This is a genomic window from Ferruginibacter sp. HRS2-29, from assembly GCF_024343615.1.
Classification (GTDB): domain Bacteria; phylum Bacteroidota; class Bacteroidia; order Chitinophagales; family Chitinophagaceae; genus Ferruginibacter.
In genome coordinates, this window is record NZ_RJUB01000007.1 from 92,500 (window position 1) to 109,047 (window position 16,548).

The 16,548-nt window shown below is 45.1% G+C and carries 9 protein-coding genes; 6 read left to right on the forward strand and 3 right to left on the reverse strand.

Annotated elements, in window-relative coordinates; all coding sequences use genetic code 11:
- Positions 1-227: 227 nt before the first annotated feature.
- From EGI32_RS04265 to EGI32_RS04275, 3 genes are all read left to right on the forward strand, one after another.
- The gene (locus EGI32_RS04265; protein WP_255154133.1) at positions 228-3,971 is read left to right on the forward strand and encodes a T9SS type A sorting domain-containing protein; all 3,744 of its coding nucleotides are present in this window, start codon (positions 228-230) and stop codon (positions 3,969-3,971) included.
- 86 nt (positions 3,972-4,057) lie between these two features.
- Positions 4,058-8,041, forward strand: a complete 3,984-nt coding sequence (locus EGI32_RS04270) for a gliding motility-associated C-terminal domain-containing protein (RefSeq protein ID WP_255154134.1) — start codon at positions 4,058-4,060, stop codon at positions 8,039-8,041.
- A 186-nt stretch (positions 8,042-8,227) separates the two neighbouring features.
- Complete coding sequence (locus EGI32_RS04275) at positions 8,228-8,512, forward strand: hypothetical protein (protein ID WP_255154135.1); 285 nt, start codon at positions 8,228-8,230, stop codon at positions 8,510-8,512.
- A gap of 55 nt (positions 8,513-8,567) precedes the next feature.
- On the opposite strand, the gene EGI32_RS04280 is transcribed toward EGI32_RS04275, so the two are convergent.
- The gene (locus EGI32_RS04280; RefSeq protein ID WP_255154136.1) at positions 8,568-9,839 is read right to left on the reverse strand and encodes a sugar MFS transporter; all 1,272 of its coding nucleotides are present in this window, start codon (positions 9,837-9,839) and stop codon (positions 8,568-8,570) included.
- Positions 9,840-9,973: 134 nt separating this feature from the next.
- Here EGI32_RS04280 and EGI32_RS04285 point away from each other — a divergent pair, with 134 nt between their 5' ends.
- Positions 9,974-11,362 (forward strand): Gfo/Idh/MocA family protein, encoded by a 1,389-nt coding sequence (locus EGI32_RS04285; RefSeq protein WP_255154137.1) that lies wholly within the window; start codon positions 9,974-9,976, stop codon positions 11,360-11,362.
- A 162-nt stretch (positions 11,363-11,524) separates the two neighbouring features.
- On the opposite strand, the gene EGI32_RS04290 is transcribed toward EGI32_RS04285, so the two are convergent.
- Both EGI32_RS04290 and EGI32_RS04295 read right to left on the reverse strand, forming a co-directional pair.
- Complete coding sequence (locus EGI32_RS04290) at positions 11,525-12,568, reverse strand: phosphotransferase enzyme family protein (RefSeq protein ID WP_255154138.1); 1,044 nt, start codon at positions 12,566-12,568, stop codon at positions 11,525-11,527.
- Between the two features lie 134 nt (positions 12,569-12,702).
- The gene (locus EGI32_RS04295) at positions 12,703-13,737 is read right to left on the reverse strand and encodes a LacI family DNA-binding transcriptional regulator (protein ID WP_255154139.1); all 1,035 of its coding nucleotides are present in this window, start codon (positions 13,735-13,737) and stop codon (positions 12,703-12,705) included.
- Positions 13,738-13,862: 125 nt separating this feature from the next.
- Here EGI32_RS04295 and EGI32_RS04300 point away from each other — a divergent pair, with 125 nt between their 5' ends.
- Both EGI32_RS04300 and EGI32_RS04305 read left to right on the forward strand, forming a co-directional pair.
- Entirely contained in the window at positions 13,863-14,978 is a 1,116-nt protein-coding gene (locus EGI32_RS04300; RefSeq protein ID WP_255154140.1) for an acyltransferase family protein, read from the forward strand.
- Positions 14,975-16,477: a DUF4832 domain-containing protein gene (locus EGI32_RS04305; RefSeq protein WP_255154141.1), complete on the forward strand. Its 1,503-nt coding sequence runs from the start codon at positions 14,975-14,977 to the stop codon at positions 16,475-16,477. Before EGI32_RS04300 ends, EGI32_RS04305 begins: the two co-directional genes overlap by 4 nt.
- Positions 16,478-16,548: the final 71 nt, after the last annotated feature.

Here is a 16,548-nt window from a genome sequence, read left to right on the forward strand (position 1 = left end):
TCTTGATACTCAACATTTCACCTAAAGATAATTTAAAAAACCAAAACCAGTGGTTTTCCACTAGAAACCATTTTGGCTGTTTTACGTGGGTAGATAAGTAGGTGTTTACTATAATTTTATGAATTCGCCATCCTAAGGTGCAAAATCTAATTGTTCAAGTAAAAAAAACTGTTGTTATGTTGCTACATCTACCAAAACTTAAGGCATGGGGGACGAAATTCCACTTATTGCTGATTTGTTTAATATCTTTCTCTTTCTTATTGGTTTCCATTGATGTAAAGGCACAGAACCCGGTTTCAGGCACCTTTACGATCAATTCGGCGCTGCCATCTTCGGAAACGAATTTTCAGACTTTCACCGAAGCGGTCTTCTCGCTTGGGTTTGGTGTAGACGGACCGGTTGTTTTTAACGTAGCTCCGGGCAGCGGGCCCTATGTGGAGCAGGTAAACATCAGCGCCATTCCGGGTTCTTCTGCTACCAATACCATCACGTTCAACGGAAATGGTGTTACACTTGAGAACGCTTCCACCAACCCGGTGGCAAGAGCGGTTTTGAAACTGGATGGCGCACATAATGTGATACTCAACAACATTGTTTTTCACGCCATCAATACATCTTCGTCCTCTACCTACGCCTGGGGCGTGGCTTTGGTAAGGGATGCGGATAGCAATACGGTTAAAAACTGTACGATCAACATCGATACCACCAATGGTTTCAGCGGGCAGAATACCATCGGGATCTATATCGGTTCTTCGGATGATTTTCCGGATAACAATGGCATCAGCAATTGTGATTACAACATCATCGATAACAATATCATCCATGGTGGGTATGATGGAATCGACCTGAATAATTACGCCGGTAATTTCGGGTTCGATTTTACCAGTATGGATTTCAATAAGGTGACCAATAATAAGATCTCTGATTTTTTACATAGCGGCATACATATGATCTGGAACAAATCGACGCTGGTGAAAGGAAATGATATCAGCGTCAGTTCGCAGCAAAGTGTGTATGGTATACAGTCTGATGAAAAGAACGGCAACCTGCGCATCGAAGGCAACAGGATACATAATTTCACTTCGGCCGTAGGAGTTACAGATAATACTTTCAAAGGGATTGAGATCGTTAACAGCCCGGGTTCTGCTACCACCATCAATACGATCGCCAATAATGTCATTTATGATATCCAGACGGGGGCCGATCAGGAAGGCATCAACATTTCAGGGAGCTCTTATATTAATGTATACCACAACACCATCGTGCTGGATGGTACGCCATCTGCTTCAGGTAATACCACTGCAGGGCTTAAATCGGAAGGCGGAAATTCGAATGTCAATTTTAAAAACAACATCGTTTCATTGCTGAGGCAGGGTGCGGGTGCCGGTTATGGTATCCAGGTTACAGCGGTTCCCTCGATCTTTGTTTCCGATTATAATGATATATATACTATTGCTCCAAACAATTTTGGAAGGAATGTAAGCACTACTTCTGCTACGCTTGCATTATGGCAGTCGGCTGCCTCAAGGGATATACATTCCACCTCGCAGGATCCTGTATTTACCGATCTTGCCGGTGGTAACCTTAAGCCAACCAGCGCATCCATCGATAACCTCGGAACATTCGCAGGCATCGCCACAGATATCAACGGCGATGTACGAAATAATAATACACCAGATCTTGGTGCCTATGAATTCCTTACCCCGCCATGTAATACACCGGTTATACCAGGCGCTGCAGTAGGCATACCTTCAGCGCCTGCGTGTAGCGGTATAGTGAAAACGCTGAACCTGGCGGGAAATTCTTTCGGCTCCGGTCAGACTTACCAGTGGCAATCTTCTGCTACTATCAACGGTACTTATACCAACATCAGCAGTACACTTGTGGTGCCGTTGTTCGACGTCACTCCTTCCACCGATCTTTATTACAGGGCGGTAGTGACCTGCGGGGCAGGTACAGCAATATCTGATCCTATACTTATAAGCGTACGTCACGAATTATCCGGTACGTATACCGTCAATGCAGCTGCGCCAACCAGCGGTACCAATTTCAATTCATTTACAGATGTGATAGCGGCGCTGGATTGTGGCGGCATCATTGGCCCTGTAGTGTTGAATGTAATGCCGGGCAGCGGGCCTTACAACGAGCAGATCATCCTGGGGGTGATACCGGGCACTTCTGCCACCAATACCATCCAGATCAACGGTAATGGCGAAACGCTCAATTATCTTGCGTTGAATACAAATGAAAGAGCGGTCGTAAAACTCAACGGGACAAAATATGTTACCATCGATAACCTTGTGATCAATGCTGCGGGTACTACTTCCAGCCAATACGGTTATGGTGTGCAATTGTTGAACGATGCCGATTACAACAGGATCACCAATTGCAAAATAAATGTGACCACAGCAAGTACTTCGCCGAGTTATGCAGGGTTGCTGATAGGCGGGCTGGCAAGCGATCCTGTAGTGAATGCAGACAGTAAATGCGATTTCAATGTGATCGCCAACAACGTTATTACCGGTGGTTATTATGGATTGACGGTTTCTTCGGATGCAACGCTTCGTATCGCCAATGACACTATTCTCAACAATGTATTAAAAGACCAGTATGCTTACGGTATTTATATAAAAGGTACCGATCGCTGCCTTGTAGAAGGTAACGATGTGTCGAGGCCAGCCAGGACTACTACTACGAGCAGTTACACCGGTATTTACCTCAATGGCGTGAGCACTTCGCTGACTGTTTCCAAAAATAAAGTACACGGTTCTCATACGTTGATACCAAACGACACCAATACTCCGATAGCGATATTTTCCAACAATTGTGATGCTGCTTCCACCGCAAAAAATTTCATCATCAATAATCTGGTGTATGATTTTGGTGCCCTTGGTTCGCTGGTAGGGATTCAGAATACGGGATCGGATTATACTGAATATTATCATAACACTATTTCTTTCGACCGTAAAACAGGATCACCCACTGCTGCAAGGACCACGCGTGCTTTCTACCAGACTACCACCGCCGTGGGGCTTGTGTTCAGCAACAATAATGTGACCATCACCCGGAGCGGATTGGGGACTAATACCGCTATTTACATGAATGCAAATGCTACTGCATATGTGGCCAGCAATAATAATTATTATGTAGCAGGGTCGGGTGTAAATACGATCGGGTTTAAAAACGCGGTGGTGTATACAACGATTGAAACATGGAAAACAGGAAGCGCCAATGACGCCAATTCTTTATCCATCGATCCTGCGTACGCCGACCTCAGCACAGGAAATCTGTCGCCTACGAACCTGGAACTGGATAACAAAGGGGTTTTTGCAGGTATCACTACAGATATCAATAACTTTTCAAGAAGCGCTACCACACCTGACATCGGCGCATATGAATTCATAGGCGCACTGCCGGTTAAGTTACTGAGTTTCTCTGCGGTGAAAGCAGGCGATGATGTAGCAGTAAAATGGGCTACATCAACGGAGCAGAATACCAAAAATTTCACCATCGAACGTTCAACGGATGCGGCAAATTTTGTATCGGCGGGCATCGTGCAGGCACGCGGTAACAGTTCGGTGACGCAGTATTACAATTTCACCGATGTAAAAGCTGCTGGCAATAACACGAGGGTATTGTACTATCGTTTGAAAATAACCGACAACGACGGGCATGTTGAATATTCATCAGTATTGGCCGTTCGCCTGGGCAATGAAGAGAAAGTTTCCATCAGTGTGCAGCCAAATCCATTTGTATCCGAATTGTTTGGAAGGATCAGTACCAATACGGCAGGGAAAGCATCGATCAGAATAACAGACCTGTCAGGAAGGGTTATCAGCAGGCAGACAGCTGTGGTAAATGCTGGTACAAATCTCATCAGCATAGACCGGGTAAGCCAGCTGCCGAAAGGAATGTACATTGTAACAATCGAAGTAAATAATAATACCTATGTGCAAAAAGTGATCAGGTAGAGATCACATCTGTGATAAGCGAGGGCAACAAGTTTGTCCTCGCTTATTGGCAGTTAGAGAACAACCATTTAAACTAAATTCTGTAATTGAAACTCTTTTTACTCATATGCACTTTTCTGTTTGCCCTTTCGGGCAATGCCCAAAACTTTACCAACAAAGGGAAGGAGTTTTGGGTAGGGTACGGGCATAACCAGTTGTTTGCCACCAATGCGCAGGACATGGTGATCTACCTCAGCGCTACTGAGGCAGCCAACGTTACGGTAAGTGTGAATGGAACATCATGGGTGAGAAATTATTCCATACCGGCCAATACAGCCATACCCACCGACCTGCTTCCCAAAACGGGGCCGGACGATTGCAGGATCACTGCCGAAGGGCTTTCCACAAAAGGTATCCATATTGTAAGCGATGTGCCGATTGTAGCGTATGTACATGTGTATGGCCAATACACTTCAGGCGCCACCATGCTGATCCCGGTGGAGACTTACAGTTATACTTTTTTTTCCGTAAACCCCGAGCAGAATGCGAGTGACAGTTACTCCTGGTTTTATGTAGTGGCTAATGAAAATAATACGACCATCCGTATCACTCCTTCGCGGCCTACGGTTGGCGGGCATGCGCAGAATGTTCCTTTTACAGTCAACCTCAACAAAGGGGAAATATACAATGTGATGGGGGCGATCAACGGCAGTACCGGTTATGATCTTTCGGGAAGCAAGGTACAGTCGCTGCCGGGCGCCGATGGCATTTGTCACCCGGTAGGAATGTTCTCGGGCAGCAGCCGTACACTCGTCTGTTCGGTAAATCCTTTCAGCGGTGGCAGTGATTTTGTGATGCAGCAGGTGTTTCCTATCAATGCATGGGGAAATAAATATATCACCGCATTAACGTCGCAGAGTGCATCGCCTTCATTGCAGAATAACAATAAATTTCGTGTTTATATAAGAGAGCCGAATACATTGGTAAGAAAGAACGGGGTACTGCTGACCGGACTGATCAACAATTTTTTCTATGATTTTGTAGCCACCACCAATGATGTGATCACTTCTACGAAACCCGTGCTCATGGCGCAGTTCATCCCTTCTGCTTCCGGCTGTGGAACGCAGGGGCTGGGCGATCCGGAAATGTTTATCCTGAGCCCGGTGGAACAGGCCATTAATAAAGTGGTGTTTTACAATACCAACAAAGAAGCGATACAGGTAAATTACCTCACGCTGGTGATCCCGCAAAACGGGCTATCATCTTTACTCATTGATGGCAGTAATACATTCGACCGGGTATTCAATCATCCCAATGCGCCGGGATATAGTGTGGTGGTAAAACAACTTCCGGTGACTCCGGCGCAGCACACGGCTACCAGCGATTCTAATTTTACGGCAATTACTTACGGCCTTGGCCAGTACGAATCTTACGGGTACAATGCAGGAACCAACCTGCGCAATCTTGAATCGAATATCCAGGTAAAAAATCTTTACGGTACAGCGCTTACAGGATATAGTTGTCCGGGTACACCGTTTAAGCTGGTATTTAAAACAACCTATCGTCCTTCCTCTATCTTATGGCACATCAGCGCAGTTGCGGGCCTTTCGTCTAACGCGGATGTGCTGCAAAATAATTACCCTGTACCAACCGATTCGGTGGTGGAATTTCAACGGAAATTTTACCTGTATGAATTACCGGGCAATTATACGTTTAATACAACAGGAAGCTACTCAATTCCTGTAACACTTAACGATCAGCTGATCGAAAATTGCAGTTTCAGTACCGAACTCAATATTCCTGTAGGCTCGATACCCGGCCCCGATGCGGATTTCAGCATTTCGCCGGTATTGTGTGTAAACAAACCGATCACTTTTACCGGAACCTCTTCTGCTACAATTTTTCCCAATAAATGGTTGTGGACATTCGGTGATGCCACGATTGATTCTGTAAAAGTGGCGACAAAAACTTACACGATTGCCGGCGATTACAATGTAAATCTTACAGCAGTACGCACCGATGGCTGTATCGGCACCGCACAAAAGCCGGTGACGATATTGCCGGAAAGTTTTTCAACCATCAACCAATCCATCTGCGAGGGCCAGTCGTACCTCGGTTATACAGTTACGGGTACATACCGCGATACACTTGCCGCGGTAAATGGTTGCGACAGCATCCGTATATTGAATCTTACCGTACGTGCCAAAACAGTTTCCACCATCAGCCAATCGATCTGCGAAGGCCAGAGTTACGAAGGGTATTCAACGCCTGGAACGTATGCAGATGTATTTACCGGTGCCAATGGTTGCGACAGCACGCGTATATTGAACCTTACGGTGAAGCTGAAACAAACAAGCATCTTCAATCAATCTATCTGCGAAGGCCAGAGTTTTGAAGGGTATTCCGCATCAGGAACTTACGTAGATGTATTTACCGGTACCAATGGCTGCGACAGCACGCGTACCTTGAACCTTACGGTGAAGCCGAAACAGACGACTACCATCAACCAATCCATCTGCCAGGGGCAAACCTATTTGGGTTACTCCGCTACCGGCACTTATACGGATATTTTTACCGGCACTAACGGTTGTGATAGCACGCGGATATTAAACCTAACGGTGAATCAAAAGCAAACTGTAACCATCAACCAATCCATTTGCCAGGGGCAAACATATTCAGGCTACTCCGCTACCGGAACGTACACGGATATTTTTACCGGCACTAACGGTTGTGATAGCACGCGGATATTGAACCTCACGGTGAATCAAAAGCAAACGGTTACCATCAACCAATCCATTTGCCAGGGGCAAACATATTCAGGCTATTCCGCTACCGGCACTTATACGGATATTTTCACCGGCGATAACGGTTGCGATAGTACGCGGATCTTAAATCTCACGGTGAATCAAAAACAAACGGTTACCATTAATCAATCCATCTGCCAGGGGCAGACATATCTCGGGTACTCTGCTACCGGCACTTATGTAGATGTATTTACTGCGGCCAATGGTTGCGACAGTACGCGTACTTTAAATCTTACCGTGAATGCGAGATCATTTACCACCATCCATCAATCTATCTGCGATGGGCAAACCTATCTTGGATATAGCATTAGCGGCACTTACGTCGATAACTTCACTGCCGCCAATGGTTGCGATAGTATCCGGACACTAAACCTTACTGTCAATCCGAAAAAAGTTTCTGCCATCACGCATTCCATCTGCGCCGGCGATACTTACCTTGGTTATTCCGCTACCGGGGTTTATACGGATCATTTTACGGCGGCCAATGGTTGCGACAGCGCACGTACTCTCCATCTTACGGTGAAAGCGAAAGCTGTTTCCGCCATCACACAATCCATTTGTGCCGGAAGCAGCTATGCGGGTTATTCCGTTAGCGGTACATACGTTGATCATTTTACGGCAGCCAATGGTTGCGATAGTACCCGCACATTGATACTGACTGTAAAAGCGAAAGTATCATCATCCATTACACAGAATATCTGCGAAGGCCAGTCATACCTCGGTTACAGCACGAGCGGCACATACACGGATCACTTTACATCCACCGGTGGCTGCGACAGTACGCGTACATTGAAACTCACTGTTTTGGCCAAACCTTCGCCCAGCCTGGGCGCCGACAAGGAACTCTGCGGTGGCGAAACGCTCACCTTATCACCAGGTACCTTCAGCTCTTACCTGTGGCAGGATAATTCTACACAGCCCTCTTTCATCGTAAGATCGGCGGGCACTTACTTCGTAACGGTTACCAATAGCTGCGGTTCGGCTACAGACCAGGTAAAAATTAGCGCAGGCATCTGCAATCCATATTTCCCGAACGCGTTCACCCCAAATAACGATACGAAGAATGATGTGTTCAGGGTGCTGTATACAGGCCAGCTGCTGAATTACAACCTGCAGATATTTAACCGTTATGGTATAAGGGTCTTCCAATCTACTACCCAGTCAAAAGGCTGGAATGGTACACTCAACGGGCAGCCTGCCGATCCGGGAGGTTATACATGGATCTGCAGTTTTACAAAAGGCGGCGTTGCCACGCAATTAAAAGGAATCGTACTCCTGATACGGTGACGATGGTAAAATGAATCCTTCCGTTGGTTGTTTGAAATGGCTGTATCCAAATGGAATGACTTTCTTTTGGTAGATGCCGGATGCTGGATGTTCGTAATAGTTGATGTCGCTTAGTTCTTCGCTACGATAACCAGTAACCAGCATCCAGTAACCAGCATCCTTTTAACACAAATCAATCTTTTTACCATGACCTTCTTCAACATCATGTGGGGCATTGATGCCATCACCGCCTCTGTAGTATTGATCTTCTTTTTTATCGGCATGGCCGATGGCACTGTAAGCGGCACCAACCTTGGGTTATGGACCATGATCATAGCAGTATTGATCGTGGTATTATTTGGAAGCCTTTGGCTGCGAGGCAATGGTTATCCGGGTTTTGCCATGCTGCTCACATTGATACTGGCGATACCGGCATTGCTTTTTGTATTGTATTTTGGTATTGCGATACTTACAAAGCAACGCTGGAATTGAGGTGAAAACCCCGGAGGTTTGAGGAAAACCTCCGGGGTTTGTCTTTGCGTGAAAATTATTTTGCTTTCCCTGCCGAATACCCCCTCACCGCATAATATAATATATACAGATAGGCTGGCAACATGCAAATGAGAAATGCCGTATGATTGCTGGCAATATTTTTATCTTTCAATACAGTATATAACATTGGAAAGATGGCGCCACCAACGATTCCCATGATGAGCAATGCAGAACCGATCTTGGTGAATTTCCCAAGTCCGGCAATGGCCAGCGGAAAGATAGCAGGCCACATAAGTGCATTTGATAGCCCGAGCAATGCGATAAAAATGATGGCCGTATAACCACCCGTTGCAAAAACGCAGATGCTGAATGTGGCGCCGAGTATGGCTGATACGGCAAGCGCATTTTGTTGCGAAAGATATTTCGGTATACAAATGATGCCGATGATATAACCCAGCAGCATCGCCAGTAAAGTATAGGTAGTAAAAAATTTGGTTTCGTCGAGCGGGATGCCAAGTTCTCTTCCGTATGCGCCAATAGCATCCCCTGCCATCACTTCCACACCAACATATAAAAAGAGGCAAAGCACACCCAACATAAGATGCTTGTATTGAAATACGCTTGTTTTGACAACAGCCGTATTATTTTCCAAAGGTTGATCTTCATCGATATTGATTTCCGGCAGCTTCGATCGTTTGATCATAAAAGCAAGCAATACCAATATTACGGCCAATACGATGTACGGCGGGATGACCTTTACTGCCAGCTGATCCAGCAATTGTGCTTTCAATACGGGGTCGGTGGTTTTACTGACTTCCGTTTCTATTGCGGTAGCATTTTTAAGAATAAGCGATGCCAGTATCAACGGGCTCAACATCCCGGCGATCTTATTGCAGATGCCCATGATGCTGATACGTTTGGCGGCGCTTTCGATAGGTCCCACAATGCTTATGTAGGGATTGGAGGCTGTTTGTAACAAGGCCAATCCAGTGCCCTGAATAAATAATCCCGTAAGAAACAAGCCAAAATTTCTGGCATTAGCCGCAGGAATAAAAATAAGCGAGCCGGCAGCTATTACTACCAAACCCAGCGCCATGCCGTTTTTGAAGCCGGTCTTTTTGAGAATGATGGAAGAAGGGATCGCAAGAAAAAAGTAGGCGATGTAAAATGCGAATGTTACAAAAAATGCCTGTGTATCATTTTCCAGCTCGCACACGAGCTTAAGAAACTGTATCAGTGCGCCGTTCAGCCAGGTAACGAATCCAAATACGAAGAACAAGATGCCAATGATGACGATGGCATAATAGTTAGTTTCTTTTTTCTGCATGACTGGCTTTTAATGATGAATTGGAAAAATACAACTACTCATTGATTAATGATACACTCAAATTGCATCAAACGTTTGCACAACAAATCATGAGCAGCAAAGCATAAGTTTGAACAATAAATCGATTGACCATTATGACCAATACATTGAACCGCCGGAAATTTCTCAGGGATGCCGCACTCACCAGTGCAGGTTTTGTCTTTCTTCCTTCTGCGCTTAAAGCGTTCAGCACTACAAAAATGAACAGGGTGAGAGTAGGTATGATAGCCGTGGGGCTTCGTGGCCAGCTGCATCTCGAAGAAATGCTGAAACGCCCTGATGTAGACGTGATAGCAATGGCCGACCCCGACAAGAATATGATGGCGATGGCACAATCGCTGGTAAAAAAATACAACAGGAAAGCCCCGGTAGAATATACCAATGGCAATACGGATTACCAGAATTTGTTGAAACGTACGGATATCGATGCGGTCTTCATCGCTTCACCATGGGAATGGCATGCCGTACAAGGCATCGATGCCATGAATGCAGGAAAGATAGTAGGGATGGAAGTTTGCGGGGCAGTAAAGCTGCAGGACTGCTGGGACTTTGTGAATACTTCTGAAAAGACGGGTATCCCGATCATGCCATTGGAAAATGTGTGCTACCGCCGCGATATCATGGCGGTACACAATATGGTTACAAAAGGCATGTTCGGCGAAATACTTCACCTGCAGGGCGGCTACCAGCACGATCTTCGCGGGGTGTTGTTCAACGATGGAATTACGCCGTACAACAGTGGGGCAGAGTTTGGGGCCAAAGGTTACAGTGAAGCCAAGTGGCGTACACAACACTATGTCGACCGCAATGGAGAAAATTATCCAACGCACAGCCTTGGGCCTGTTGGTACCATGATCGATCTCAATCGGGGAAATATCCTGACCAGCCTTTCATCTGTTGCTACAAAAGCACGTGGGCTTAACCGTTATATCAGGGAACATCCCAAAGGCGGCCCCAATCACCCGAATGCGAATATTAAATTCAAACAAGGCGACATAGTTACTACACAGATACAGACCGCCAATGGCGAAACGATCGTGCTGACATTGGACACCTGCTCTCCACGCCCGTACAACCTGGGTTTCAGGGTGCAGGGAACAAACGGTATCTGGCAGGATCATCACGAAGGCGAGTTTGATCGCGGCATGATCCATATCGATAAAGTGAGCGAAAAACATGTATGGGATAATCCGCAGAAATTGCTCCAGGATAATGATCATCCGCTTTGGAAACAATTTGAAGCGGCCGCTAAAGATTCAGGCCATGGAGGGATGGACTTCTTTGTAGACAATGCTTTCATCGAAAGTATCAAACGGGGCGTACCGTTCCCGCTGGATGTGTATGACCTGGCAACCTGGTATGCGATCACCCCGTTGAGCGAACAATCCATTGCAGCGGGCGGTGCATTGCAGCAGATCCCGGATTTCACAAGGGGTAAATGGAAAACAAGAAAACCGGTATTCGGGCTGGGTTCAGCGTATTAAATATTTTTGCGTAAGCGCAATCGTTTAGATTTTATCCATAATTCCGGTATTTCCATATCGGAATTTTTTTTTGAAAAATAAGAAATAAGGAAAACAAATAAGGAATAGGAAAGGTACGTACTATTAAAGATCTCAGACAGAGTGAACTCACTTTCTTATTCCTTAAAAGCTAAGCTCGCTTTCTTTTTCGATCAGGAGTTTAAGCAGTACCGCCTGGTTATTGGCCCTCACAAAATTATGCCCTTCGTAAGCAGCGCCATAGTACTGGTCGTTGTTGAGGTGGTCTGTAATGAACCGCAGCGCCTGCATGTAGATCATGAATTTGCCGGCATAAACAAAATGTTGTTTTTCTTTTTCTGTAAGCTCAGCAGACATTTCGCTGAGATAGCCTGCCCTGATGGCGTTGAAATATTCATTGCGTATGGTGATCCTGCTAAAGTCTTTCTCCTCTTCGTTTACGGGTGAGAGATAGGTACGCATCATATCTCCCACATCGCTGATGAAATAACCGGGCATCACAGTGTCCAGGTCAATCACGCAAAGGCCATTGTCGTTGTCATCAAAAAGTACATTGCTGATTTTGGTATCGTGATGGGTTACCCGTTTTTTAAATTCTCCCGACCGGCAGATCTCTTCGTAAGTGTCGGCGATATTTTTTTGCGATTTCAGGTAATCAATGATCGTTTCTGCTTCCTTTATTCTTTCCTGGTTGCCGTTTTTTAAAGCATCTTCAAATTGGGCATAACGCAAAGTAAGGTTGTGAAAATCGGGTAGTGTCGTATTTAATCTTTCCGAAGGAAAACCCGCCAGCAACCTGGTAAAGCGTCCGAACTGGGCAGCAGCTTCATAAGCCTGCTGAGTGCTGTTCACCACATCTATGCTGTGCGAATTTTTTACAAAATTAAAAGAACGGTAATAACCCGAATCGGGCAGATGAAGCATGTCTTCATTTCCAAGGGTACGTTCCGGCATCACAAAAAGATAGTCAGGATATTTTTCTGCAAGATAAGTCCCGATCATGTGCAGGTTATCCGCTATCTGCTGCGGAGCCTTGAAGATATTATGATTGATGCGTTGCAGGATAAAATTATCATCCCCGGAATTCACCAGCCAGGTATGGTTGATAAGCCCGGTGCCAAAGGGTTTTACCTTAGCCGTGTTTTCATCCAGCCCATAAGCGGTTAGAATAGTTTGCATCATACTCATTCAATAAAATATCAGGCTATGAAAGTATTACATGTTTATGGCTTAATGAAGTGCAAACGCTTGCGGGAAAGTTTAGATGAGTTTAGGGATTTGGGTTTAGACCCCAAAGAGAATGACCCTCTAATCCCTAATCTCTAAACTCCTTCATGAATTACTAACTGCGATTCGAGGATGATCTTATAATAAGTGGTATTGATAGCTTCGTTGTCTGCATTCGTTTTTCGCTGAAGCAGATCAATGAGTGTTTCCGTAGCTTTTTGTCCTTGCTGATACGGAAACTGCTCTACCGATGCCATTGGCGGGTAGGCAGTATAATGACTGATGGGAAGATTGGCGTAAGAGACAAAACAGATATCCTTATTGATCTTCAGTTTCATCTTACGTGCCTGTTGTACGGCATCCATGGCTACATAATCATTGAAAGTAACTATGGCTGTGGGTTTTCGTTTGCCTGTCAGCAATTTTTCAGTAGCGGCGCATACACTTTCTTTGGTAAGATCGCTGTTCAGTACCAGGCCTGCATCATACTTCAGCCTGCTTTTGATCATTGCCTGAATATATCCATCCAGTCTTTCTTTGGTAGCGGGTAATTTTTCCGGGCCATTGATCATACCGATGATACGGTGGCCTTTTTTGAGTAAAAAATTGATGGCCTGTACAGTGCCGTTGATCATGTTGCAGGCTACATAATGAATGTTGGGGATCTTTGGGATGCGATCAAAAAAAACGATCGGGATATTATAACGCTGAAGCGCTTCAAAGTGTTCGTAGTTGTTGGTATTTTTTGAAATTGAGATCAAAAGGCCGTCCACACGATGTTTCTTCATCGTTTCTATCAGCTGTTTTTCTTTGTCGACACTGTCGTGCGACTGTCCTAACAGTACCGTGTAGCCGCTTTTATGTGCCGCGTCTTCAATACCGCTGATGGCGGAAGAAAAGAATGCTTCGCTCAGTTCCGGCAATATCACACCTATGGTGAATGTTTTTCCCTGCTGAAAAAAGATGGCTGTCTGGTTAGGTTCGTATTGTAATTGCTTCGCCAATTCCTGCACCCTTGTCTTTGTACGCAGGCCTATACTGGGATGGTCATGCAACGCACGCGACACGGTAGAAATGGAAATATTCAGCTGTTTGGCAATTTCTTTTATGGTAGGCAATGTTTTTTTCATCAATTTAAGCTATCCGTAAGATAATAATTTTACGCAAACGCTTGACTTATTATTTCAAACGTTTGTATTCGTTTACATACGTTTACCGTTTATTGCAAACCGCACAACTATGCTTAATTTACCGGATGCCATCCATTCAAGCAAATAACAATTCAAACCGGTTGCTCTCGCTCGATGTCATGCGTGGCCTCATCATGATCCTGCTGGCAGCGGAAAGCTGCATGGTATACGAATCCCTGTCGGCCCTCGAAATACATGGTTTTGCCGGAGTTATAGTGCAGCAGTTCTTTCATCATCCCTGGCATGGCCTTCGCTTCTGGGATCTTGTACAGCCCGCATTTATGACGATGGCCGGGGCATCCCTGTTTATTTCTTTTCATTACAAAAAAATGAAAGGCATCAGCTGGAAAGAGAATTTCCGGCATATCGCCATCCGGTGTTTCAGATTATTTTTATTCGGTACAGCGTTGCATTGCGTCTATGCGGGACGGTTAGTTTGGGAATTATGGAATGTGCTTACACAGCTGTCAGTTACTACCATCATAGCTTATATGATCATACAAAAATCCGATCGGTTCCAGGTTATTTTTTCAATAGCATTATTGCTGCTCACCGAATTATTATACCGCTATGTGCCCGCAGATGGATACACAGAGCCATTTGTAAGCGGTAAAAATTTCGGTAACTGGATGGACATGATCCTTATGGGCAAGGTAAATACCGACGGATGGGTCGCCATCAACATCATTCCCACCGCTGCACATACCATCTGGGGAGTGTTGGCGGGCAAACTGCTGATCAGCGCAAATTCTTCTTCCCGAAAAATAACAGTGTTGCTGATAGCTGCTGCAATATGTCTCTTGCTGGGGTACACACTTGATCTTACTGATATCACCCCCATCATCAAACGCATCAGTACCAGTTCATTTGTATTGGTATCCGGCGGCTGGGTGTTGCTGATAATGGCATTGCTTTACTGGATCACCGATGTCAGGCACTACAACCGTTTTGCATGGATATTCGTGGTGATTGGAATGAATGCTATTTTCATTTATTTATTCTTCGAAACAGCCGGCCACCAATGGCTCAATCCCGTGATAGCCGTATTTGTAAAGGGTTTTGCAGGTTTTACGGGAATGCAGGAAAAATGGCTGGATGTATGCTCCGCGATCGTTACGCTTTTTGCCGAATGGTATCTTTGTTTATGGTTGTATAAAAAGAAAATATTTTTCAAGCTATGACGAAAAAAACACTATTGCTGTTGACATGCCTGGTTGTTACATTGGCATCTGCCGCTCAACTTAAAACAATCCGTTATGAACCCGATGATACAGATTTTACCAATCCTGAGCGTGGATTTTATATCCCTTCGGGAACAAGATCAAGTAAGTTTGTGCCACTGGATATCAGGCAGCTACTGCAATACCGGAAGCAGCCACAGAAGCTGGGTTCAGCTACCTATTCCGTAAATGTCTCCTTGCTGTATCGTGGATACGAACTGGATGATTTTGTCAATAAGCCTTTGTCTGCGGATTTTTTAAAAAATCTTCAGTCCGACTTTGATGTTGTAAGAAAAGCCGGTTTGAAAATGATCCTTCGTTTTGCTTACACCAACACCACCCATGGCGGCGATTGCACGGATGAGTATAAGATATGCCCGCCATACGGGGATGCGCCACGGGAGGTGACTTTCAATCATATCAGCCAATTGAAACCGTTGCTTAAAAAAAATGCAGATGTAATAGCGGTGCTGCAGGAAGGGTTCATCGGCATCTGGGGAGAAAATTATTTTACGGATCACTGGGGCGACGCTTCTACAAGCGAACTGAAGATCATCGCGGATAGCAGCTGGGCACACCGCAATCAATTGCTGAAAGCTTTGCTGGATGCGATGTCCGACTCGAGGATGGTGCAGGTGCGTACCCCGCAGATCAAACAAAGGTTTGTGTATGGAGTTGCAGCAACTGTTACTTCCGCACCGCTGAACGAAAAAACGATCTTCACCAAAAAAGACGCGGCAAGGGTTGGGTTTCACAATGATTGTTTTTTGGCGAGTGAAGATGATTACGGAACTTTTTATGATTATGGAAATTCGGCAGGTAAACGTGATACCGCCAATAAACGATTGAGAAATTACTTCGAAGCCGATAGCCGTTATGTAGCAGTGGGAGGCGAAACCTGCGATGATGCCTATAGTCCTCAGAACGACTGTGCCCCATTTGGAATAGCCGAACAGGAAATGGCGTCTATGCATTACAGTTATCTTAATGCTGCTTACAATAACCAGGTGAATAATGACTGGGATTCGCTGGGATGTATGAAAGCGATCAAACAAAAACTTGGATATAGGTTGGTATTGAAAAAAAACGTTTTTCCCATATCTGTTTCGCAAGGCGGAAAATTACCGGTACAGATCAATATGGCAAACATCGGGTTTGCAGCGCCCTATAATCCACGGCCGGTGCAGCTTGTATTGCGTAACAAACAAAATGGAAAGACATTTACGCTTCTTTTCAATACTTCTGTAAAAAGGTGGTATACGGGGAACATTCGTCTTAAACAATCTTTCAGTTTGCCGAAAGGAATTACTGCCGGCCAATATGAATTATTATTGAACCTTCCTGATGGATACGCTTCATTGCAAAATGATCCCTCCTATAGTATCCGGTTGGCCAATACGGATGTATGGGAACCTGCCACAGGATACAATAAACTTTTGCATGTGGTGGAGGTGAAATGAGCCGGATGAAAGTACGTTCAACCAGAAAGGTTTTTTAACCGCAGAGAAAAGAGAGAGCGGAGTTTACGCAG